Origin of the sequence: Serratia rhizosphaerae (assembly GCF_009817885.1) — a bacterium.
GTDB classification, from domain to species: Bacteria; Pseudomonadota; Gammaproteobacteria; order Enterobacterales; family Enterobacteriaceae; genus Serratia_B; species Serratia_B rhizosphaerae.
On record NZ_CP041764.1, the window covers coordinates 4,000,528 to 4,021,366 of the forward strand.

Annotated in this window: 22 protein-coding genes and 1 tRNA gene; 15 read left to right on the top strand and 8 right to left on the bottom strand. The window is 61.2% G+C overall.

The window, feature by feature from the left end:
• Positions 1–5 precede the first annotated feature (5 nt).
• The 4 genes from FO014_RS18505 to FO014_RS18520 are packed head-to-tail and all read right to left on the bottom strand — an operon-like array spanning position 6 to position 3,537.
• Positions 6–404 (bottom strand): RidA family protein, encoded by a 399-nt coding sequence (locus FO014_RS18505; RefSeq protein ID WP_105231814.1) that lies wholly within the window; start codon positions 402–404, stop codon positions 6–8.
• Positions 405–417: 13 nt separating this feature from the next.
• Positions 418–1,854, bottom strand: a complete 1,437-nt coding sequence (locus tag FO014_RS18510; RefSeq protein WP_160030578.1) for an N-acyl-D-amino-acid deacylase family protein — start codon at positions 1,852–1,854, stop codon at positions 418–420.
• Between the two features lie 10 nt (positions 1,855–1,864).
• Entirely contained in the window at positions 1,865–2,491 is a 627-nt protein-coding gene (locus FO014_RS18515; protein ID WP_160030579.1) for a 2-dehydro-3-deoxy-6-phosphogalactonate aldolase, read from the bottom strand.
• Positions 2,488–3,537, bottom strand: coding sequence for a 2-dehydro-3-deoxygalactonokinase (locus FO014_RS18520; RefSeq protein WP_160030580.1), 1,050 nt, complete (start codon positions 3,535–3,537; stop codon positions 2,488–2,490). Before FO014_RS18520 ends, FO014_RS18515 begins: the two co-directional genes overlap by 4 nt.
• Before the next feature lie 223 nt (positions 3,538–3,760).
• Between FO014_RS18520 and FO014_RS18525 the strand changes: the two genes are divergently transcribed.
• The gene (locus tag FO014_RS18525) at positions 3,761–4,531 is read left to right on the top strand and encodes an IclR family transcriptional regulator (protein ID WP_160030581.1); all 771 of its coding nucleotides are present in this window, start codon (positions 3,761–3,763) and stop codon (positions 4,529–4,531) included.
• 250 nt (positions 4,532–4,781) lie between these two features.
• The gene (locus FO014_RS18530) at positions 4,782–5,219 is read left to right on the top strand and encodes a cupin domain-containing protein (RefSeq protein ID WP_160030582.1); all 438 of its coding nucleotides are present in this window, start codon (positions 4,782–4,784) and stop codon (positions 5,217–5,219) included.
• A 138-nt stretch (positions 5,220–5,357) separates the two neighbouring features.
• Here FO014_RS18530 and blc read toward each other — a convergent pair whose 3' ends face one another.
• Positions 5,358–5,882: an outer membrane lipoprotein Blc gene (gene blc, locus FO014_RS18535; protein ID WP_160030583.1), complete on the bottom strand. Its 525-nt coding sequence runs from the start codon at positions 5,880–5,882 to the stop codon at positions 5,358–5,360.
• 119 nt (positions 5,883–6,001) lie between these two features.
• Here blc and FO014_RS18540 point away from each other — a divergent pair, with 119 nt between their 5' ends.
• The gene (locus tag FO014_RS18540; protein ID WP_160030584.1) at positions 6,002–6,727 is read left to right on the top strand and encodes a MerR family transcriptional regulator; all 726 of its coding nucleotides are present in this window, start codon (positions 6,002–6,004) and stop codon (positions 6,725–6,727) included.
• A gap of 435 nt (positions 6,728–7,162) precedes the next feature.
• Complete coding sequence (locus tag FO014_RS18545; RefSeq protein ID WP_160030585.1) at positions 7,163–8,122, top strand: YbgA family protein; 960 nt, start codon at positions 7,163–7,165, stop codon at positions 8,120–8,122.
• Positions 8,123–8,311: 189 nt separating this feature from the next.
• Here FO014_RS18545 and FO014_RS18550 read toward each other — a convergent pair.
• Both FO014_RS18550 and dpiA read right to left on the bottom strand, forming a co-directional pair.
• A tRNA-Asn gene (locus tag FO014_RS18550) sits at positions 8,312–8,387 on the bottom strand.
• Between the two features lie 162 nt (positions 8,388–8,549).
• Positions 8,550–9,236 carry a two-component response regulator DpiA gene (gene dpiA / locus FO014_RS18555; protein WP_160030586.1) on the bottom strand — a complete coding sequence of 229 codons (687 nt, stop codon included), beginning with the start codon at positions 9,234–9,236 and terminating at the stop codon, positions 8,550–8,552.
• Between the two features lie 306 nt (positions 9,237–9,542).
• Between dpiA and citC the strand changes: the two genes are divergently transcribed.
• The 10 genes from citC to alkB all read left to right on the top strand — a co-directional run bounded on the left by citC (position 9,543) and on the right by alkB (position 19,147).
• Entirely contained in the window at positions 9,543–10,613 is a 1,071-nt protein-coding gene (gene citC / locus FO014_RS18560; RefSeq protein WP_160030587.1) for a [citrate (pro-3S)-lyase] ligase, read from the top strand.
• Positions 10,613–10,921 carry a citrate lyase acyl carrier protein gene (gene citD / locus FO014_RS18565; RefSeq protein WP_160031440.1) on the top strand — a complete coding sequence of 103 codons (309 nt, stop codon included), beginning with the start codon at positions 10,613–10,615 and terminating at the stop codon, positions 10,919–10,921. Before citC ends, citD begins: the two co-directional genes overlap by 1 nt.
• A complete protein-coding gene (gene citE / locus FO014_RS18570; RefSeq protein ID WP_105231797.1) occupies positions 10,905–11,825 on the top strand; it encodes a citrate (pro-3S)-lyase subunit beta in 921 nt (306 codons plus the stop codon). Before citD ends, citE begins: the two co-directional genes overlap by 17 nt.
• Positions 11,822–13,327: a citrate lyase subunit alpha gene (citF, locus tag FO014_RS18575; RefSeq protein WP_160030588.1), complete on the top strand. Its 1,506-nt coding sequence runs from the start codon at positions 11,822–11,824 to the stop codon at positions 13,325–13,327. Before citE ends, citF begins: the two co-directional genes overlap by 4 nt.
• Positions 13,328–13,330: 3 nt before the next feature.
• Complete coding sequence (gene citX / locus FO014_RS18580) at positions 13,331–13,879, top strand: citrate lyase holo-[acyl-carrier protein] synthase (protein WP_160030589.1); 549 nt, start codon at positions 13,331–13,333, stop codon at positions 13,877–13,879.
• On the top strand, positions 13,857–14,747 hold the full coding sequence (citG, locus tag FO014_RS18585; protein ID WP_160030590.1) for a triphosphoribosyl-dephospho-CoA synthase CitG: 891 nt from the start codon (positions 13,857–13,859) through the stop codon (positions 14,745–14,747). The genes citX and citG overlap by 23 nt, the downstream gene beginning before the upstream one ends.
• Positions 14,748–14,772: 25 nt before the next feature.
• Positions 14,773–16,236, top strand: a complete 1,464-nt coding sequence (locus FO014_RS18590; protein ID WP_160030591.1) for an anion permease — start codon at positions 14,773–14,775, stop codon at positions 16,234–16,236.
• A 141-nt stretch (positions 16,237–16,377) separates the two neighbouring features.
• Complete coding sequence (gene agp / locus FO014_RS18595) at positions 16,378–17,607, top strand: bifunctional glucose-1-phosphatase/inositol phosphatase (RefSeq protein WP_160030592.1); 1,230 nt, start codon at positions 16,378–16,380, stop codon at positions 17,605–17,607.
• A gap of 96 nt (positions 17,608–17,703) precedes the next feature.
• On the top strand, positions 17,704–18,399 hold the full coding sequence (locus FO014_RS18600) for a 4'-phosphopantetheinyl transferase family protein (RefSeq protein ID WP_160030593.1): 696 nt from the start codon (positions 17,704–17,706) through the stop codon (positions 18,397–18,399).
• 100 nt (positions 18,400–18,499) lie between these two features.
• Entirely contained in the window at positions 18,500–19,147 is a 648-nt protein-coding gene (alkB, locus tag FO014_RS18605; protein WP_160030594.1) for a DNA oxidative demethylase AlkB, read from the top strand.
• On the opposite strand, the gene FO014_RS18610 is transcribed toward alkB, so the two are convergent.
• Positions 19,125–20,081 carry a LysR family transcriptional regulator gene (locus FO014_RS18610; RefSeq protein ID WP_160030595.1) on the bottom strand — a complete coding sequence of 319 codons (957 nt, stop codon included), beginning with the start codon at positions 20,079–20,081 and terminating at the stop codon, positions 19,125–19,127. The genes alkB and FO014_RS18610 overlap by 23 nt on opposite strands.
• 76 nt (positions 20,082–20,157) lie before the next feature.
• On the opposite strand from FO014_RS18610, the gene FO014_RS18615 reads away from it, so the two are divergent.
• Positions 20,158–20,787, top strand: a complete 630-nt coding sequence (locus FO014_RS18615; RefSeq protein ID WP_160030596.1) for an alanyl-tRNA editing protein — start codon at positions 20,158–20,160, stop codon at positions 20,785–20,787.
• Positions 20,788–20,839: the final 52 nt, after the last annotated feature.

Genomic DNA, 20,839 nt, shown 5'->3' on the forward strand with positions numbered 1-20,839 from the left:
TGCCGTTAGTTCTGCTTGTATTTGGCGTTAAAACAGGTGATGTCGACCTCGACCATGCAGTCGACGACCAGATCGGCCACGCAGCACACGCGTGCGGGCGGATGCTCGGCAAAGAAATGGCGGAAGACCTTATTGAAGGACTGGAAGTAGCGCGCGTCGGTCAGAAAGACTTTCATATGTACGATATCTTCTTTGCCGAAACCCGCCTCGTTCATGATGTCGAGACAGTTTTGAATCGCCTGGGTGGACTGGGCGACGATGCCGCCGTCGATAATCTCCCCGTCGACCATCGGCGTCTGGCCGGAGACGTACAGCCAGCCGTCTGCGCTGACCGCTTTGGCGAAAGGTAGGTTTTGTCCGCCGGTGCCCGTGGAGCCGGTAATCCCGTAACGTTTAATCATAATGTCCTCTTACTGGTTAATGAGTTTTACTCAGGAACTTCCCGGCGCGCCGGCCGGTCATCTGTTGCTGGCTGTAGGTCAGTACGCCGTTGACGAACACGTGCTCAATACCGTCGGCCCGCTGTTTCGGCTGCTGGAAGGTGGCGGCATCGTTGATGCGTTCCGGGTCGAACAGCACCAAATCGGCAAAGTAGCCCTCTTTGATCAGCCCGCGCTGCCGCATACCGAAGCGTTGTGCGGACATGCCGGTCATCTTGTGTACGGCGGTGGCCAGCGGGAACAGCTTTTCGTCGCGGCTGTAGTGGCCCAATACCCGCGGGAAGGTGCCCCACAGGCGCGGATGGGGGTTGGGATCGCAGGGCAGACCGTCGGAGCCGATCATGGCGCTGGGGTGAGCCAGTACGCGGCGCACATCAGCTTCATCCATCTGGAAATAGATGGCGCCGGCGGGAATCAGCCGGCGGGCGGCGCTGTGAATATCGGTATTCCAGGCGGCGGCGATTTCCTGCAGATTTTTGCCCGCCATGTCCGGGTGCGGCGTGGACCAGGTGATCAAAATGTCATAGTCCGCCGTGACCTGCTGCGGATCGAGGTTGGAGGAACCGGCGCGGTACGGGTAGAGATCGCAGCTGATATCCTGGCTGTGCTGATACTTCTCTATCAGCGCCAGCGTTTCCACCGTGCGTCCCCAGTTTTTGGCGCCTGCGCATTTATGGTGGGAGATCTGTACCGGCACCCGGGCGTGACGGCCAACGTGAAATGCTTCATGCATGGCGTCAATAATCCCGTCATATTCGGTGCGCATATGGGTGGTATAGATGCCCTGATGTTCGGCCAGCAGTTCCGCCAGCGCGCAGATCTCTTCCGTTGAGGCGTTAACGGCGTTGCCGTAGGACAGGCCGGTGCTCAGCCCCAGCGCCCCCTGTTGCAGCGCCTGCCGCAGGGCGGCGCGCATATCGTCGATACTGGCGCTTTGCGCCGGCTCGTTCAGTGACGCGACAAAGTTGTTGCGCAGCGTGGTGTGGCCGATAAGCGTGGCGACGTTCACCGACGGCGTGACCTCGTCCACTTTGCGGCGATAGCTGGCCAGATCCGGGTAACGAAACTCCGCCAGTTCTCCCAGCAGGTTGAGCGGGTCGGGCACGTCGTCTTTCATCACCGCGCAGGCGGCGCTGATGCCGCAGTTGCCGACGATGATACTGGTGACGCCCTGCGAGGTTTTCTCAACATATTCCGGGTGCTTGATCACGATCAGATCGTCATGGGTGTGGACGTCGATGAATCCGGGCGACAGTACCCGGCCGCGACACTCCAGCGTGACGTCCGCATCGTCATTAATAACCGGCGCGATACGGGTGATGCGGTCGTCGCTGACGGCTACGTCGGCGATGTAACCGGCGCCGCCGGAGCCGTCAATCACGGTGGCGTTTTTAAACAGGTAGTGATGTTTCATAGCGATACCTTTAAGCGTTCTGATGGGGATGGGAGCGGTATGCCGCCACAAAGGCCCGCGCCTGCGCCGCTGTGCGTTCCGGCGTTTGTCCGGCCCGGTATAAGTCGTTGCCGAGTCCGGCGCCGCTGCAGCCTGCCTGCAGGTAGGCGCCGAGCGTGTCCGGCGTGACGCCGCCGACGGCGTAGAGGGCAATATCGGCGGGCAGCACGGATTTCAGCGCACGCACATAGCCGGGGCCGAACTGGCCGGCGGGGAACAGTTTGATTTGCCGGGCGCCGGCCTCGATGGCGCTGAAGGCCTCCGTCGGCGTCGCGCACCCCGGCAGCGCCGGCATCGCGTGGTGCAGCGCCCGGCGGATTACCGCAGGCTGCGTCGCCGGCGTCACAATAAACTGGCAACCTGCCGCCGCCAGCTGGTCAACGTCGGCGACATTCACCACCGTGCCGGCGCCGATCAGCGTTTGTCCGCCATAGCGTTTGGCCGCGTGCGTAATGCTGGTTTGCCACGCCGGCGAGTTCAGCGGGATTTCAATCGCCTGAAAACCGGCCTCAATCAGTACGGGAAGATGATCGTCAATTTCATCGGGCGTAATGCCGCGCAGAATGGCGACCAGCGGCAGCGTAAGGTTCATTTTCATAACGGGTCTCCGGATGCGACGACGTCAGACGGCGCCGCACTGTGCGGTGTCGCCTGACGCATGATGATTTCCATAACGGCGATGGCGCCGATGCTGGACAGCGGCCGGGCGGGATCCTCATCCACCAGCAGCGCGTCGGCGGTGAAAAAGGGATCGGCGGCGATCAGCGCGGCCAGCGCCTGCTGCAGGATTGGTTTGCCGCTGATGACCACGCGGGTATCCGGCGTCAGCGCCAGCGCCCGGCTCTGTTTCATCGCCTGAATATCGGCGCAGAGCGTGACGCCCAGTAAATAGCTGGCCTTCTGGTCGTGGGTGGCATCGGTAAACAGATCCAGCAGCCGTACCGAGAAGCAGGCGCGCGACAGGCCGGTATGCCGGCAGGCTTCGGCGCCCTGCAGCAGATAGTCGCGATCCAGCCGGGCGGCGAACTGCCGGTTCAGTGAGCCGGCCAGCAGGGTGTGGTGGGTCAGCACATCCAGTAACTCGCCGGCCATGGTGGTGGCGCAGGCGGCAATACGCTGCTGACGGTCGATTTTGACGAACTTTGAGTGTGAGCCGGGCAGCACGATCACCGCAGGGCCGTGCACGGCGTGTAATGCCAGCAGGCCGAAGGTTTCCGCCTCTTCACCGCGCATCACATCCATCATATCGAGGTTGGCGAGGTTAACCTGCGGCAGGGCGTTTTTTACGCCGGGAATAAACCAGATCGGCTGCGGCGCAATGGCCGGAATATGCCGCGCCACCGCGCCGTTCGCCAGCTGTTCAACGTCGACCGGTGCGCTCAGGTGGGGGATCGGGCAGAGCCCGACATCGGCGGTGATCATGCCGGACGCCACGATCGCGCAGCGATCGAGCGTACAGTTTTCAGCCTGCGCCAGCGCACGATCCAAGGCGTCTTTAATCCCGGCGGTGAGCGTTGCCAGATTGCCGCTTTTGGCGCTGTCGCGCACCCCGACCGCCGCACAGGCGTCGGCGATGATCCTTTTATCCTGCCAGATACGCACCCGGGTATTGGTGGTACCGGAATCAATGGTGACGATGAACATGTCGCTTCCTTAGTGGCTGGAATTTCGGAACGTCATTCCTTTTAATTAGACTATTTTTTATAAATAGGAATGTCATTCCGTTTTTTGTCGATTGGTGAAGGGGGTCACAAACAGCAGGCAGCGAAAGTCAGGTTCGGATGTCAATATACTGAAAACAAACGAATTTTGTAGGATGTGGCATTACGGCTACAATAACGGAAATTTTTCGAATGGGAGTAACGGGATGTCAGGTAGCGAGAGCACGAACTCTTCCAGCATTGATAAGGTTTTAACGCTGTTGGAAGAAATAGGAGACCATCCCGAAGGCATATCGCTGGCGGCGTTGGTCAAGCGTACCCAGATAGCGAAAACGACCGGATTCCGCATCCTGGAAACCCTCAAGGAGCGGCAGTATGTGATGCTGGACAGCGCGACGGAGCGCTATCATCTGGATCTGAAAAGTCTGGAACTGGGGATAAAAGGATTAATGAATGTGAACCTGGTTGAGGTTTCCATTCCGTACCTGAAGAAGCTTTCCGCCAAAACTGAAGAAACCTGTTTTCTGGGCGTCTACAACGACGGCCACGTGGTCTACCTGTACAAAAGCGAAGGGACGCTCTCCATCCAGACCAACGCACAGCTGGGTGCGCGTCTGCCGGCCTACTGCACCGGGATTGGCAAGGCGCTGCTGGCCTTCCAGCCGCAGGAAGAAATCGACCGCGTGCTCAGCAAACCGCTGACGGCGTTTACCGAGAAAACGCTGGTCGACCGCGTGGCGCTGTATGAGGTGCTGGCGGATATTCGCCTGAAAGGCTACTCCCTCGATAACGAAGAGAACGAAGAGGGGCTGACCTGCGTGGCGCACCCGATCTTCAACTATACCGGCAGCGTGGTCGGCGCGCTGAGCGTCGCGGGGCCGACGCACCGTATGCAGCGTAAAATCGAGCGGGTTAACCAGGAGCTGGAGCAGGTCTGCTCATTGATTTCCCGCCGTCTGGGCTACCTGGGGAAATAGGTTTTTCCCGCTGCGGATGCTTGCGGCACGGTTAACGCCGTGCCGTTTGCGAAGGGTCGGCATGGTTAACGAGAACGCCCGGCAGGACGTGCTGAATGATGTTGATGGCCGCAGTACAGGCGGCAGAAACTACCGTTAGCGCAATATTTGTACATACTGTGTAAAGCCGGGCAGTGTTTCCCGGATGCGCTGAAGGCCCGCCGGCGCTTCATGCGTTATTTATCAGGTTGTATAACATAAGGATTGCGCTATGCGTTGGCCTAAACACACCTTGGTAATCTGCACCGCCGCGATGTTATCCCTTCCCACCTTTTTTGCTCAGGCGCACGGCGATAAGCGCGGCGTCGACAGCGAAACGCTGCTGGAATCGGAACACGCCTGGGACGGTACGCGATATTCCGCCTATCCGCAGGGCACTCCGCAGCTTTCGGTGCTGAAGATCACCATTGCTCCCAACAGCAGCCTGGACTGGCATCAGCATCCGATCCCGAATGCCGCCTATGTACAGAGCGGCGTGGTGACGATAGAGAAGAAATCCAGCGGGGAAAAACGACAGGTCACCGCTGGCGAGGTGTTGCCCGAAGTGGTAGATATTGCCCATCGCGGCTATACCACCCAAGAGGGCGCGGTGCTGATTGTGTTTTACGCCGGCAAGAAGGGCGTGCCGCTGTCGGAGGCGGTTGAATAATAGATCTTGCCGGCCCCCGTGGAATAGTGATAACCCAGACGACCTCAACGCCTCCTCACCCTGTTGTGGCGGGGAGTGAGGCATCCATCACTAACCGGATCCCAGACCCGGCAAGCTTGAGAAATTTCACCCGTACGGTTACTGCTTCACCCAAACGAGCCGATCGATCTGGAAGCCTAGCTTCTGAGCCGTTTTCAGGTAATCCTGCTTAACGGCATCAGGCAGGGTCGGTGTGCGCGACAGCAGCCACAGATAGTCACGGTTTGGGCCGCTGACCAGTGCGTATTGATAATTATCGTCCAGTCTAAGGACGTTATAGCCGCCGTAAAAGGGGCCAAAAAACGAAACCTTCAACGCGGCGACGGTGGGTATACCGGTAAAATAGGCTTTGCCTTTGCTCTCTTTCCATGTGTTTTTCACCGGATCATAGCCACGATTAAGCACGCTAATGCCCTCATCGCTGCGCTTGCCGTATGTGGCGGTCACCTGCTCCAGCCCGCGTTCGAAACGGTTTTCCAGACGAGCAACTTCGTACCATTTTCCCAGATATCGATTGGCATCAAAGCCGCTGATGGGCTGAACACCTTTCGGTGGCGTAGGGGATTGACAGGCAACCAGGGTCAAGGCAATAGCAATGCCGGTCGCAACGGGCCATAGTTTCATGATAGCTCCTTTCATCTGCGCGGTTGGATGTACAGCGGGGTACAAACGTTGCCGCTTTCATTCAATCCGCCATTAGTCGTAGTATATTAAGCGCACTTCTTTGTTATAAGGCTTACTTTATGTCTTACTCCATAGGCGAATTTGCCCGACTTTGCGGGATAAATGCGACCACGCTACGCGCCTGGCAGCGTCGCTATGGCCTGCTAAAACCGCTGCGTACCGATGGCGGACATCGCCAGTACAGTGATGCCGATATCCAGCAGGCGCTCAAAATTCTCGACTGGGTAAAGAAAGGGGTCCCTGTCAGCCAGGTGAAACCGCTGCTGGTTCGTCCCGGCGCGCGCCAGACTGATAACTGGCTCACCCTGCAGGATAATATGCTGCAGCGGCTGAAAGAGGGAAAAATAGAGTCCCTGCGTCAGCTTATTCACGAAGCCGGACGCGACTATCCTCGCCCGGAACTGGTGGTAAACGTGCTACGCCCGCTGCGCAGCAAAGTCTCGGCCAACATCCCGGCCATCATGACCCTGCGCGAAATCCTCGATGGCATCATCCTTTCTTACACCGCATTTTGTCTTGAAGGGGACAGAAAAGCGCCGGGCGATACCTATCTGATTACCGGTTGGCATCTGGCTGACCCTTGCGAAATCTGGCTTGAAGCGCTCAAGCGAACCGGCCAAGGGCAGCGCATTGACGTGCTTCCCGTACCGCCAGCCACACTGGCCCCGGAAATTCTCCCGCAGCGGAAATGGCTGCTGGTTACCACCGGTAAGCTTACCTCCGCCCGCCAAAAACAGATTGACCTCTGGCAGCAGGCCGTTTCCCTCGAGGTTATCACTCTGTAATTTCGTTTCCCGACATGCGTCCCTGGGCCTGGCAGCTTCCCGGAGAGGCTGACGGGACAGTATGTGACGCCTGAAAAATACAACGCCTGTGAATCTGGTTTTATTTCAACGTATTGAAATGTTTGAGTAATACAACAATCTTACCTGAAAACTTGTACAAATAATTGTAGTTGTGTAATTTTAGTTATGCAATGGCTCCGTTGCCCAGGCAAGATGAAGCCCATGCGTGCCATACCCTCTGTCTTCAATCGGTTTTAACGGCAAGAAGCACAATAGGTATGGCATATCCGGCGCGTCAGCCGCTCTGGCATGAGCGGTGGATGTCTCAGCAGGATGAGACATATTTGTTTAATAGAACGGAGATCACGCAATTTGGCATCATCGCAGGAACAGCCACATTTTTTATCCGAGAAACGTAGTAACGAGGGTTGCGCCATGAAGACCTACCCCAACATTGGGATCAGCGGATGTTTAACCGGTTCTGCCGTACGGTTTGACGGCGGACATAAACGGATGGCCTTTGTCATGGATGAGTTGGCGCGGTGGGTAACCTTCAAACCCGTTTGCCCGGAAATGGCTATCGGCCTGCCCGTACCTCGCCCGGCGCTGCGCCTGGTAAAAACCAGCGAAGGGGATATCAGTATGCGTTTCAGCCATACGCCGCACGATGATGTGACGGAAAAAATGACCGGCTTCACCGCTGAGTATCTTTCACGTCTGGGCGAGTTGTCGGGTTTTATCGTCTGCGCCAAATCGCCGAGCTGCGGGATGGAGCGCGTGCGCATTTACGATGAAAAGGGTAACCGCGGGCGTAAAGAAGGCGTTGGGCTTTTTACCGGAGCTTTAATGGATAAATATCCGTGGCTTCCCGTTGAAGAGGATGGGCGTCTGCACGATCCGGCTCTGCGGGAAAATTTCGTTGAGCGCGTTTTTGCCCTGCATGAACTCAATACTCTGCGGGCTGAAGGTCTGACCCGCCGTGCGTTGCTGGGTTTCCATAGTCGTTACAAACTTCAGTTGCTGGCGCATCATCAGGCGGGCTATCGTGACCTCGGGCCGTTTGTCGCTTCGCTGCACCAGTGGGAGGATCTGGACGCGTTCTTCGCGGTATACCGCGAAAAGCTAATGGCGATCCTCAAACAACCAGCCTCACGGAAAAATCACACCAACGTACTGATGCATATCCAAGGTTATTTCCGTAATCAACTGAATGCTCGCCAGCGCGGCGAGCTACGTGACGTGATCCTCCACTACCGCGCCGGGCTGTTGCCGATACTGGCTCCGCTGACCCTGCTGAAACACTATCTGGCCGAATATCCGGATCGTTATTTGTTGACGCAGAACTACTTTGATCCCTACCCGAAAGACTTAGCCTTGCGTTTGATGATCAATTGACGAGGCAGGATATCTTTATCAAGGAGCCCGTGTGCGGGTCAGTGTCAGCGCGGTGCTGTTGTACAGGAGAGGTAATAGTGGACAGCTTTGCTATCGTGATGAACGATTGAACCTGTCTGGTTTAGCGTCTGCAATACGTTATCAAGCAAAAAGCCCGCTTAAGTTTCCTTAAGCGGGCTTTTCTGAATATGGCTCCTCTGACTGGACTCGAACCAGTGACATACGGATTAACAGTCCGCCGTTCTACCGACTGAACTACAGAGGAATCGTGTGAACGGAGCGAATCATAGCGAGCCGTCGCAGGCATGTCAAAGGGGGAATACGCATTCTGTGACCGTTTGCTTACAGAATGCGCAATTGCTTGAGTTTTTTGCAGATTTAGCGCATTTCACCGCCAAAATGCCGGCCCTGTATCGGGGCACAGCCGTCAGGATGCGGCGACGCCGCGATAAATCCGCTGGGGGCGGCCGACCTTGCCGTACACCATCTCCGCCGTCAGCTGCTGGTGCGCACTGCAAAACTCCAGGTAGCGGCGGGCGGTGGTGCGGCTCAGCCCCAGTTGCTGCGCCACGCTTTCGGCGGTGTGGCGGATGGCCGGGTCGGCGAACAGCTCGCGCACCTTGGCCAGCGTCAGCGCGTCGATGCCCGCCGGCAGCGTCGCCTGCCGCTCGCTGCGGGCATAGGTGTTGAACATCTCGTCAATGCGCTGCTGGCTGACGCGGGTTTTGCCCTTCAGCGCCTGCCGCCGCTGGCTGAAGCGCTGCAGGGTCTGCGTCAGCCGGTCGTAGGCCAGCGGTTTAATCAGATAGTCGAACACGCCGTAGCGCAGCGCTTCGGCCACCGTATCCATATCGCTGGCGGCGGTGATAAACACAATGCCGCCGCCGTAGCCCTGCAGCGTCAGCTCGCGCAGCAGCTCAATGCCGCGGCCGTCGGGCAGAAAATTGTCCAGCAGGATCAGATCGGGTTTAAAGCGTTCGCACATTGCGCGCGCCTGCGCCAGGTTGCCCGCCAGCCACATCTGCCGGCAGTTGCCGTGCTGCCTGATAAACTCGGCGTGCATCTCCGCCAGCGGCGTTTCGTCCTCAACGATTAAGATATTCAGCCATTCCATATGCTCCCCCTGATGAAATAACGCTTTAGCTGAAGGTAATGGATCTTCTGGCATTGGAGCGCCGTGCCAGATCAATAAAAGCGATAAAAATAATTAAGCAAATAAAAACCATTAAATAACTTATTAATCGCCAACGCTTTGTGAATTAGGTCAATTATTGCCGTAATAATTCCATTTACCATAATTTCCAGCTTACCTCTTTATTGTTATCTCCGGCGTAAAGTGATGGTTTCTAAGATGTTATTTCGCCAGGTTGTTAACTTTATCCGGTGTTTGTATTTGAATTGTTATATTAGCGAGCGAGTTATGTTGGCGGGCACCATATTTAATCGAGTCTACAGAACAGAGCATCAGGCCATTGCCGATATTCGCGCATTCCTGCGCGCCAATGACCTGAATATTGATACGACGGTGGAAGTGTTTATTACCGTTACGCAGAACGATAAATTGATGGCCTGCGGCGGCATCGCCGGCAATATTATTAAATGCGTCGCCATTAGCCCGCAAATGCGCGGCGAAGGGCTGGCGCTGTCGCTGGCGACCGAACTGGTCAATCTGGCGTACGAACGCCATCACAGCCAGCTGTTCATCTATACCAAAACGCAAAACGAAGGCCTGTTCCGCCAGTGCGGCTTTTACCCGATCGCCGATGTGCCGGGCATTGTGGTGCTGATGGAAAACAGCCCGTGCCGCCTGCAGCGCTATGCGGCGCGGCTGGCAACGCAGCGCCGGCCGGGCGAGGTGATCGGCAGTATCGTGATGAATGCCAACCCGTTCACCCGCGGTCACCAGTATCTGATCCGCCGCGCCGCCGCGCAGTGCGACTGGCTGCACCTGTTTCTGGTGCGTGAAGACACCTCGCGTTTTCCCTATGAAGACCGGCGCCGGCTGGTGATGCAGGGCAGTCGCGACATCGCCAACCTGACGGTGCACGAAGGTTCGCAGTATGTGATCTCGCGCGCCACTTTCCCCTGTTACTTCATCAAGGAGCAGGGAGTGGCCGACGACTGCTACACCGAAATCGATTTAAAAATCTTCCGCCAGTATCTGGCGCCGGCGCTGGGCATTACCCACCGCTTCGTCGGCAATGAGCCTTTCTGCGCCGTCACGGCGAAATATAACCGCGATATGCGCCACTGGCTGGAAACGCCGGCGCTGCCCAGCCCGCCGATCCAGCTGGTGGAGATTGAACGGCTGCAGTATCAGGGCACCGCCATCTCCGCCTCCTGGGTACGCAAACTGCTGGCCGCCGGCGATTTCCACGCCGCCGCGCCGCTGGTGCCGGAAGACACCCTTTACTACCTGCAGGATCTGCAGGCGCGACGCCAGTCTAACGCGGCGTCGCCGGAATTTGAGTCCGCACAATCAGGTGAATGATGAAGATAATCCGAGAAGCAATGGCCGGCACGCTGGAATCCAGCGATGTGATGGTGCGCATCGCGCCCTGCGACGGCCCGCAGCATGACCTGCTGATTGCCAGCAGCGTGGAAAAACAGTTCGGCGCGGCGATCCGCAGCACGCTGCTGCAGGTGCTGAACCAGTACGGCGTCGAGCCGGTACAGGTGATGGTCGACGACAAAGGCGCGCTGGACTGCGTGCTGCGCGCCCGGCTGGAAACCGCGCTGATGCGCGCCAGCGACGACGGCCAACTGCCCTGGGAGGTGAGCGATGAAAACGCTGAATAAATCCCGCCCGCGCCGCAGCATGCTGTTTGTGCCGGGGGCCAACGCGGCAATGGTCAGCAACGCCTTTATCTATCAGGCCGACGCGCTGATGTTCGATCTGGAAGATTCGGTGATCCTGCGGGAAAAAGACGCGGCGCGCCGTCTGGTGTACCACGCGCTGCAGCACCCGCTGTATCAGGAGGTGGAAACCATCGTGCGGGTCAACGCGCTGGATTCCGCCTACGGCCTGGCGGATCTGCAGGCGGTGGTGCGCGGCGGCGCCGACGTGGTGCGGCTGCCGAAAACCGACGGCGCGCAGGACGTGCTGGATATGGAGCGTGAAATCAGCGCCATCGAGCGCGCGTGCGGTCGTCCGCAGGGCAGCACCGGGCTGCTGGCGGCGATTGAGTCGGCGGCGGGCATCACCCACGCCGTTGCCATCGCTCAGGCGTCGCCGCGCCTGATCGGCATCGCGCTCGGCGCGGAAGATTACGTACGCAACCTGCGCACCGAACGTTCGCCGGAGGGGATTGAGCTGCTGTTCGCCCGCTGCTCTATTCTGCAGGCGGCCAGAGCGGCCGGCATTCAGGCGTTCGATACCGTCTATTCCGATGCCAACAACGAGGCCGGTTTCCTGCAGGAGGCGGCGCTGATCAAGCAGCTGGGCTTTGACGGCAAGTCGCTGATCAATCCGCGGCAGATAGAGCTGCTGCACAACCTGTACGCGCCGAGCGCCAAAGAGGTGGCGCACGCCGAGCGGGTGGTGAACGCCGCCGAAGCGGCGGAGCGTGAAGGGCGCGGCGTGGTGTCGCTGAACGGCAAGATGGTCGACAGCCCGGTGATTGAGCGGGCGCGTCTGGTGCTGCAACGCGCGGCATTGTCCGGCATTCGTGAAGAAGCAACGCACAGCGGGGAGGCGCAATGAAACGTCAACAAGGTCCGATCGATCTGCAGCAGCTGGCCGGCCTGGCCGTCTATCAGGAGAGTTCAAAAGCCAATCAGCAGGCGGCCAAACCGCGCGACAGAAAGCGCTGCGACTCGCTACAGGAGGCGGTGCGCCGCAGCGGCCTGCAGGACGGCATGACCATTTCGTTCCACCACGCGTTTCGCGGCGGCGATCTGACGCTGAACCAGGTGATGGACACGCTGGCGGCGATGGGCTTTCGCAACCTGACGCTGGCTTCCAGCTCGCTCAGCGAGTGCCATGCGCCGCTGGTGGAGCATATCCGCCACGGCGTGGTCAGCCGTATCTACACCTCCGGCCTGCGCGGCCCGCTGGCGGAAGAGATTTCTCGCGGCCTGCTGGCGCAGCCGGTGCAGATTCATTCCCACGGCGGGCGGGTCAACCTGATCGAGTCCGGCGAGCTGCATATCGACGTCGCCTTTCTCGGCGTGCCGGCCTGCGATGAGTTCGGCAACGCCAACGGCTACAGCGGCGACGCCTGCTGCGGTTCGCTCGGCTACGCCAAAGTGGATGCGCAGCACGCCGATACCGTGGTGCTGCTGACCGAGGCGCTGGTGCCGTACCCGCATCATCCCGCCAGTCTGGCGCAGGATCGGGTCGATCTGATCGTACAGCTGGAGCGGGTCGGGGATGCCGACAAGATCGGCGCCGACGCCACCCGCATGACCTCCAACCCGCGCGAACTGCTGATCGCCCGCCGCGCCGCCGAGGTGATCGCCGCCTCCGGCTACTTCAGCGAGGGCTTTTCGCTGCAGACCGGCACCGGCGGCGCGTCGCTGGCGGTAACGCGTTTTCTGGAAGACAAGATGCGCGCCCGCGGCGTGCGCGCCGGTTTTGCGCTCGGCGGCATCACCTCCACCATGGTGGATCTGCACGAGAAGGGGCTGATCGGCAAACTGCTGGACGTGCAGAGCTTTGACCGCGCCGCGGCCGGCTCGCTGGCGCGCAACCCGCAGCATATCGAAATCAGCGCCAATCAGTACGCCAACCTGACCTCGAAAGGGGCGGCGGTGGATCGGCTTGACGTGGTGGTGCTGAGCGCGCTGGAAATTGACGCCGGGTTCAACGTCAACGTGCTGACCGGTTCCGACGGCGTGCTGCGCGGCGCTTCCGGCGGCCACTGCGACACCGCCGCCGCCGCGCGGTTGGCGATTATCGTCGCTCCGCTGGTGCGCGGGCGCATCCCGACGCTGGTGGATGAGGTGACCACCTGCGTCACGCCGGGCTCCAGCATCGACATTCTGGTTACCGATCACGGCATTGCCGTCAACCCGGCGCGACCGGAACTGGCGCAGCGGCTGCGCGACGCCGGGCTGGCGGTGGTTGATATCGGCTGGCTGCGCCAGCGCGCTCTGACGCTGACCGGCGAACCGCAGCCGATCGCCTTCAGCGACAAGGTGGTGGCGGTAGTGCGCTACCGCGACGGTTCGGTGATTGACGTGGTGCGTCAGGTGGCGGAGTAGCGTATGACAATTCTCGCCCCCGAACAGGCCGCCAACCGCGCCGTCGGCCTGACGGAACTGCTCGCCGCCCGAGAGCGGCGGCGCGACCGTCAGCAGGCCTGGCTGACGCGCCATCCGGCGACGCTGGTGGTGCTGACGCCGCTGGCGCCGGGCGCGCTGAAAGACAGCCCGCTGACGCGGCGCATCTTCAACCTCGGCTGGCAGGCGCTGCGCGCCGAGCAACGGCGGCAGGGGTGGCGCTGCCTGCGCGCCGAGGCGCAGGGGCTGCCCAGCGGCGGCGAAGGCTTTTTGTCGCTGCAGGCGGCGGCACGGCAGGTGAAACAGTGCTGCATCCGGCTGGAGGATATGCATCCCGCCGGGCGGCTGTGGGATATCGACGTGCTGGATGCGCAGGGGCGCATTCTGTCGCGCGACGATGGCGGGCTGCCTGCCCGGCGCTGTCTGCTGTGCGATCGGCCGGCGCGCGTCTGTGCGCGGCAGCGCCGCCACGACGTTGAACGGCTGCTGGCCGCCATGGAGGAGACGCTTAATGCTGCACTCGCTGCCCGCTAGTTCCGCCAGTCCGTCGCCGCTGTCTGCGGCTGAACGGCGCTTTGCCCTGTATGCCTATCGCGCCTTGCTGACCGAGGTCAACCTGACGCCGAAGCCCGGACTGGTCGACCGCGACAACAACGGCGCGCATCAGGATATGCATATCGGCCATTTCTATCGCAGCGCGCGCGCCATCGGCGTCTGGCTGCCGCGCTTTATCCGTCAGGGGCGGCAGGACGCGGCGCTGCCGGCCGATCGCGTGTTGGCGCGGCTGCGGCCGCTCGGCCTGGCCTGCGAAAACCATATGTTCCGCGCCACCGGCGGCGTCAACACCCACAAGGGCAGCGTGTTTGCGCTCGGGCTGCTGTGCTGCGCATTCGGTCGTCTGCCGTCGCCGACGCCCGCTGCGCTGTGCGCGGAGGTGGCGGCTATCTGCCAGGGGGTGACGGCGCGTGAGCTGCAGCGCAACAACGCCGGGCAGAGCGCCGGCCAGCGGCTGTACCGCCGGTTTGGCCTGAGCGGCGCGCGCGGCGAGGCCGAAGCCGGCTTCCCGCTGGTGCTGCACGGCGCATTACCGCGCTATCTGCGGCGGCTGCGGCAGGGCGATAACGCGCAGAGCGCGCTGCAGGACTGCCTGCTGTGGCTGATGGCGCACAACGGCGATACCAATGTCGCCGCGCGCGGCGGCATGGCCGGGCTGCGCTGGCTGCAGCAGCGCGCGGCGCAGTTGCTGGCACAGGGCGGCGCCGGCGGCAGAGACGGTATCGCGCGGCTGCGCCAGTTTGACGCCGAGTGCACGGCCCGTCATCTCAGCCCCGGCGGCAGCGCCGACCTGCTGATAGTCACCTGGCTGCTGGCGCAGATATCGCCACCGGCCTTACAGGAATAATAATGCTGCGTTCAGGAGAACCTCTATGAGTCCGTTGAAACAAAAATTCGCCAAGGCGCTGGCGCCGCTGGTGGTGCTGGCGATCCTGCTGCTGATACCGGCGCCTGCCGGTATGCCGCCGCAGGCGTGGCGCTATTTCGCCATTTTTGTCGCCATGATTATCGGCATGATCCTGGAGCCGATCCCGGCGACCGCCATCAGCTTTATTGCGGTAACGGTGGGCGTGCTGGCCGCGCCCTGGGTGCTGTTCAGCCCGCAGGAACTGGCCGGGCCGGGCTTTAAGGCCGGCAAAGAGGCGCTGAAGTGGGGGCTGGCCGGCTTTTCCAGCACCACGGTGTGGCTGGTGTTCGGCGCATTCATCTTTGCGCTCGGTTACGAGGTCACGGGGCTGGGGCGGCGCATCGCGCTGTTTCTGGTGAAGTTTATGGGCAAGCGGACGCTGACGCTCGGCTATGCGGTGGTGATTATCGATATCCTGCTGGCGCCGTTTACTCCGTCCAACACCGCGCGCACCGGCGGCACGGTGTTCCCGGTGGTGAAAAACCTGCCGCCGCTGTTTGACTCGTTCCCGAACGATCCGTCGTCGCGGCGCATCGGCGGCTACCTGATGTGGATGATGGTGGTCGGCACCAGCCTCAGCTCGTCGATGTTCGTCACCGGCGCGGCGCCGAACGTACTGGGGATTGAGTTTGTCAGCAAAATCGCCGGCGTGCATATCAGCTGGATGCAGTGGTTTATGGCGTTTCTGCCGGTGGGGCTGGTGCTGCTGATTGTCGCGCCGCTGCTCTCCTATTACCTGTATAAACCGGGCGTCACCCACAGCAGCGAGGTGGCCGGTTGGGCCGACGGCGCGCTGGCGGAGATGGGCAAACTGAGCCGCCAGGAGTATACGCTGATCGGCCTGGTGCTGCTGAGCCTGTGCCTGTGGGTGTTCGGCGGGAAAGTGGTGAACGCCACGGCGGTGTGCCTGCTGGCGGTGTCGCTGATGCTGGCGCTGCACGTGGTGTCGTGGAAGGCGATCACCCAATACTCCAGCGCCTGGAATACGCTGGTGAATCTGGCGACGCTGGTGGTGATGGCCAACGGCCTGACGCGCTCCGGCTTTATTGACTGGTTCGCCACCACCATGAGCACCCACCTGAGCGACTTCTCGCCGACGATGACCGTGGTGGCGCTGGTGCTGGTGTTCTACTTTGCCCACTATCTGTTTGCCAGTCTGTCGGCCCATACCGCCACCATGCTGCCGGTGATCCTGGCGGTGGGCAAAGGGCTGCCGGGCGTACCGATGGAGCAGTTGTCGATTCTGCTGGTGCTGTCGATCGGCCTGATGGGCGTGCTGACGCCGTACGCCACCGGGCCGGGGGTGATCATCTACGGCTGCGGCTATGTGAAGTCGAAAGACTACTGGCGGCTGGGGGCGATCCTCGGCGTGCTGTATATCGCCGCCTTGCTGCTGATCGGCTGGCCGCTCCTCAGCCTGTGGTATTAAGCGTGATGTCGGCGGCCCGTTAGCGGGCCGCCGCTGCATTGCGCCGCACGTGACCCTCCTCACACCTTTTCTTGCCGAACCCCGCCATGATGTCGGTTCAGGCTAACTGATTAAAAATACACACAACAGGGACTCTTCGTGATGAAAAAAAACAAGATATTGCTCTGTCTGCCGCTGCTATTTTCCGCCTCGGCGCTGGCGGAAACCGCCGACTATCAGCTGGAGCAGGTGCTGGTGATGAGCCGTCATAATCTGCGCGCGCCGCTGGCCGATAACGGCAGCGTGCTGGCCAACTCAACGCCGCAGACCTGGCCGCAGTGGGAGACGCCGGGCGGCGAGCTGACCACCAAGGGCGGGGTGCTGGAAGTGTATATGGGGCACTATTTCAACGCCTGGCTGAAGCAGGCCGGCCTGCTGCCGCAGCAGGGCTGCCCGACGCCGGGCAGCGTCTACGTGTACGCCAACAGTCTGCAGCGTACGGTGGCCACCGCGCAGTTCTTTACCAACGGCGCGTTCCCGGGCTGCGACGTGGCGGTGCATCATCAGAATAAAATGGGGGCCATGGACCCGACCTTTAACCCGATCATTACCGACAACAGCGAGCAGTTTAACCAGCAGGCGCTGAAGGCGATGAATGACAAACTGCACTCGCTGCAGCTGGATGCCGCCTACCGGCAGCTGGCGAAAATCACCGACTATGCCGATTCCGACGCCTGTAAAACCGACAAGCAGTGCGACCTGACCGCAGAAACCAGCACCATGAGCGCGGTGCCGGGCAAGGAGCCGGGGGTTGCCGGTCCGCTGCGAGTGGGCAACTCGCTGGTGGATGCCTTCTTGCTGCAGTATTACGAAGGTTTTCCGATGGAGCAGGTGGCGTGGGGCAAGGTGAATAAACCGGAGCAGTGGCGGCAACTGATGCAACTGCGTGAAGGCTATCAGGATTCGTTGTTCACTTCGACCGTGGTGGCGCAGAACGTCGCCAAACCGCTGCTGAGTTACATCAACTCGGCGCTGATCGGCAAGGAGAAGGGCGACGCGCCCAGACTGACGGTGCTGGTGGGGCATGACTCCAACATCGCCTCGCTGCTGTCGGCGATGCGCTTCAAGCCTTATCAGCTGCCGCAGCAGTATGAAAGTACGCCGATCGGCGGCAAGCTGGTGTTCCAGCGCTGGCACGATAAGCAACACGACCGCGACCTGCTGAAGATTGAGTACGTCTATCAGTCCACGGAGCAGCTGCGCAACGCCGACAAGCTGACGCTGCAGCATCCGCCGCAGCGGGTGACAATGGCGCTGGAAGGCTGCCCGACCGATAAAGACGGCTTCTGCAGCTGGAGCGACTTTGAAAAAGCGATGAAAACAATGCTGTAACGGCCATCGCCCCTTTCTCCGGTGAGAGAGGGGCTGTACGCCAGCCCGTCACTCGAATTACACTGCTCCCCGTCGATCCTAAACTGCGGAACCGCCGTGCTCACTACGTTTCTTACCGATATCTGCTGGCTGCCGGTCAGCGACTTTCCCGGCCGGGTTATCCGCGGCCGTTTCAGCCTGACGGCCTACCATGACGCACTGTGGCAACAGGCTGCGCTGCCGTTCCCCGACCATCTGTCCGCGGCGGTGGCGAAGCGCCGCGCGGAGTATCTGGCCGGGCGTCTGCTGGCGCGCCAGGCGCTGGAGGCGTTGGGGCATCCGCAACGGGTGGTGGAGCGCGGCGCCGATCGCGCGCCGGTCTGGCCTGACGGTATCGTCGGCGCGCTGAGCCACAACGCGGATACCGCGCTGTGCGCCGTCGCGCCGGCGGCCGATAGCGGCGGCGTCGGGCTGGATGTGGAAACGCAGATGCCGATGCAGCGCGCCGAGCAACTGTGGAGCGGGATCGTCAATCCGGCAGAGCAGGCGTGGCTGCGGCAACAACCGCTGCCGTTCAACCTGTCGCTGACGCTGACGTTCTCCGCCAAAGAGAGCTTGTTCAAGGCGCTTTATCCGCAGGTGCAGCGCTACTTTGATTTTCTTGATGCGCAGATCGTCGCATTGGATCCGCAGGCGCAGACCTTTACGCTGGCGCTGCTGCAGGATTTAACGCCGCAGTGCCCGGCCGGGCGGCGTTTTGGCGGACGCTTTACGCTTGATGGTGACAATGTAACAACACTTATTTTCTTTTAAATCAATCAACTAAATGCATTCCGACGCCGGCTGCGGCGGCGCTGGACAAGCGTATTTTCGCCGCTACAATAAATACTGTTTAAATAAACAGGTGTTGGCGATGACGATCGACCTTTTTGAAGACGCGCTGCCGGCGCCGTGGCGTGAGGAGATAGCGCCCGGCGCGGTGGTGCTGCACGGATTTGTCCGCGACCACGGCCCCGAGCTGCTGGCGGCAGTGCGCAGCGTGGTGGCGCAGGTGCCGTGGCGGCATCTGACCACGCCCGGGGGCTATACCATGTCGGTGGCGATGAGCTGGTGCGGCAACGGCTGGACCAGCGACAGCCGCGGCTACCGCTACGCCGAACGCGACGCGGGCAGCGGCCGCCGCTGGCCGGCGATCCCGCCCATTCTGCTGGCGCTGGCGGACGAGGCTGCGCTGCAGGCCGGCTTTGGCCACTTTACGCCGGATTCCTGCCTGATTAACCGTTACGATCCCGGCAGCAAGCTGTCGCTGCATCAGGATAAAGACGAGCGCGACTTCGGCGCGCCGATCGTATCGGTGTCGCTCGGGCTGCCGGCGGTGTTTCAGTTCGGCGGCCTGCAGCGCAGCGACCGGGCGCGACGCATTCCGCTGGCGCACGGCGACGTGGTGGTATGGGGCGGCCCGTCGCGCCTGTGCTTCCACGGTATTTTACCGGTGAAGGAGGGCTATCACTCGCTGGTGGGATCGCACCGCATCAACATCACTTTGCGCAAGGCGCTGTAAGCCGCGGCTGCTGCGCCAGGCAGGCGACCAGATGGTCGATAAACACCCGCAGTCTGGCGGGTAGGTGCGGCGTCGGCGCATACAGCAGCCACAGCCCGCCGCGATAGTTACTGAGAAACTCCCAGTCCGGCAGCACCTGCACCAGTTCACCGTCCGCCAGCGCCTGACGGGCGGTAAAGTACGGCAGGCTGCCGATGCCGATATGCTGCCTGACCGCATCCAGCCGCACGCCGGTGTGGTTGGCGGCATAGCGCCCGCGCACGTTGACCGTCTGCGTCTTGCCTGCCCGGCGGAAGCGCCAGCGCGCGTCGTTCGGCGTCTCTCCCAGATAGATGCAGCTGTGCTGCGTCAGCGCCTGCGGCTGCTGCGGCGTACCGTGCTGCGCCAGATAGTGCGGCGTGGCGCACAGCAGGTGCTCAATATCCATCAGTTTACGGCCGATCAGCCCCGGCGACGGGCTGTCGGTGATGCGCAGCGCCAGATCCACGCCGTCGTCAATCAAATCCATATAGCGGTCTTCCAGCCGCAGGCGCACGTCCACCTTGGGGTAGCGTTGCAAAAATGCCGGCATATGCGGGTGCAGCACAAAGCGGCCGACCGCTTTCGGCACGCTGATGCTGACCAGCCCTTCCGGCTCGGCGTCGTTTTGTCCGCTGAGGCTGAGCACCGCGTCGGCCGCCGCCAGCATCTGCCGGCAGTATTGCAGGGCGGTTTCTCCCTGCTCGCTCAGGCGCAGCTTACGGGTGGTGCGGTGCAGCAGCCGCAGCGCCAGCGCCCGTTCCAGCTTGCTGACGCTGCGGCTGACGGCCGAGGGCGAAGCGCCCAGCTGGCGGGCGGCGGCGGAGAAACTGCCGCTTTCCGCCACCTGGACGAATACGGCCATCTCGGCCAGTAATGCGGCGGCTTGATTTGTGATCACAGCGCAAAGGTCCATTCTTCTGATAACGGATTATCCTCTGATTATGACATGAATATACTGGGTGCAGGGTCAATTAACCGGGGAATAAACGATGACAGAACGACATTACTATCACAGCGATGCACTGCAGTTGCAGGCGCAGGTGCTGGCCTGCCAGCCGCTGGAGGACGGCAACTATGCGCTGGAGCTGGATGCTACGCTGTTTCATCCGCAGGGCGGCGGACAGCCGGCCGATGGCGGCACTCTGAACGGCGAACCGCTGCTGCGGCTGGTGCCGCGCGGTGAGGATATTCTGCACGTGGTGGCGCGCCCGCAGCCGTTAGGGGCGGCCAGCCTGGAGATTGACGGCCGGCTGCGGGTACTGCATGCGCGCTGGCACTCCGCCGGCCATCTGATCGGCTATCTGGGGGAAACGCAGGGCTGGCGCCCGGTGAAGGCGCATCACTGGCCGGGGGAAGGGCGCATTACCTTTATGCCCGGCGACGGTGTAAAAGCGCTGGAGCAGGCATGGCTGCAGGAGGCGCTGACGCGCCTGATCGCCGCCGATTTACCGCGCCGTCAGCGGCAGGAAAACGGCATGCGCCAGGTCGGCTTCGGCGATCTGCCGGCCTACGGCTGCGGCGGCACCCACGTGCGCTCGCTGGCTGAGCTGGGTGAGGTGACCATCAGCGCGCTGAAAATGAAAAAAGGTCAGTTGGTGGTTTATTACGATCTCAGATAACGGCGCGACATTTCGGCCGGCAATTTTTCTGCCCGTAGCACGTGCTACGGGT

Coding starts and splice junctions, on each gene's coding strand:
- FO014_RS18510 (WP_160030578.1), bottom strand. CDS start 1,854: ATGAAACATCACTACCTGTTTAAAAACGCCACCGTGATTGACGGCTCC.
- FO014_RS18515 (WP_160030579.1), bottom strand. CDS start 2,491: ATGAAAATGAACCTTACGCTGCCGCTGGTCGCCATTCTGCGCGGCATT.
- FO014_RS18520 (WP_160030580.1), bottom strand. CDS start 3,537: ATGTTCATCGTCACCATTGATTCCGGTACCACCAATACCCGGGTGCGT.
- FO014_RS18525 (WP_160030581.1), top strand. CDS start 3,761: ATGTCAGGTAGCGAGAGCACGAACTCTTCCAGCATTGATAAGGTTTTA.
- FO014_RS18530 (WP_160030582.1), top strand. CDS start 4,782: ATGCGTTGGCCTAAACACACCTTGGTAATCTGCACCGCCGCGATGTTA.
- blc (WP_160030583.1), bottom strand. CDS start 5,882: ATGAAACTATGGCCCGTTGCGACCGGCATTGCTATTGCCTTGACCCTG.
- FO014_RS18540 (WP_160030584.1), top strand. CDS start 6,002: ATGTCTTACTCCATAGGCGAATTTGCCCGACTTTGCGGGATAAATGCG.
- FO014_RS18545 (WP_160030585.1), top strand. CDS start 7,163: ATGAAGACCTACCCCAACATTGGGATCAGCGGATGTTTAACCGGTTCT.
- dpiA (WP_160030586.1), bottom strand. CDS start 9,236: ATGGAATGGCTGAATATCTTAATCGTTGAGGACGAAACGCCGCTGGCG.
- citC (WP_160030587.1), top strand. CDS start 9,543: ATGTTGGCGGGCACCATATTTAATCGAGTCTACAGAACAGAGCATCAG.
- citD (WP_160031440.1), top strand. CDS start 10,613: ATGAAGATAATCCGAGAAGCAATGGCCGGCACGCTGGAATCCAGCGAT.
- citE (WP_105231797.1), top strand. CDS start 10,905: ATGAAAACGCTGAATAAATCCCGCCCGCGCCGCAGCATGCTGTTTGTG.
- citF (WP_160030588.1), top strand. CDS start 11,822: ATGAAACGTCAACAAGGTCCGATCGATCTGCAGCAGCTGGCCGGCCTG.
- citX (WP_160030589.1), top strand. CDS start 13,331: ATGACAATTCTCGCCCCCGAACAGGCCGCCAACCGCGCCGTCGGCCTG.
- citG (WP_160030590.1), top strand. CDS start 13,857: ATGCTGCACTCGCTGCCCGCTAGTTCCGCCAGTCCGTCGCCGCTGTCT.
- FO014_RS18590 (WP_160030591.1), top strand. CDS start 14,773: ATGAGTCCGTTGAAACAAAAATTCGCCAAGGCGCTGGCGCCGCTGGTG.
- agp (WP_160030592.1), top strand. CDS start 16,378: ATGAAAAAAAACAAGATATTGCTCTGTCTGCCGCTGCTATTTTCCGCC.
- alkB (WP_160030594.1), top strand. CDS start 18,500: ATGACGATCGACCTTTTTGAAGACGCGCTGCCGGCGCCGTGGCGTGAG.
- FO014_RS18610 (WP_160030595.1), bottom strand. CDS start 20,081: ATGGACCTTTGCGCTGTGATCACAAATCAAGCCGCCGCATTACTGGCC.
- FO014_RS18615 (WP_160030596.1), top strand. CDS start 20,158: ATGACAGAACGACATTACTATCACAGCGATGCACTGCAGTTGCAGGCG.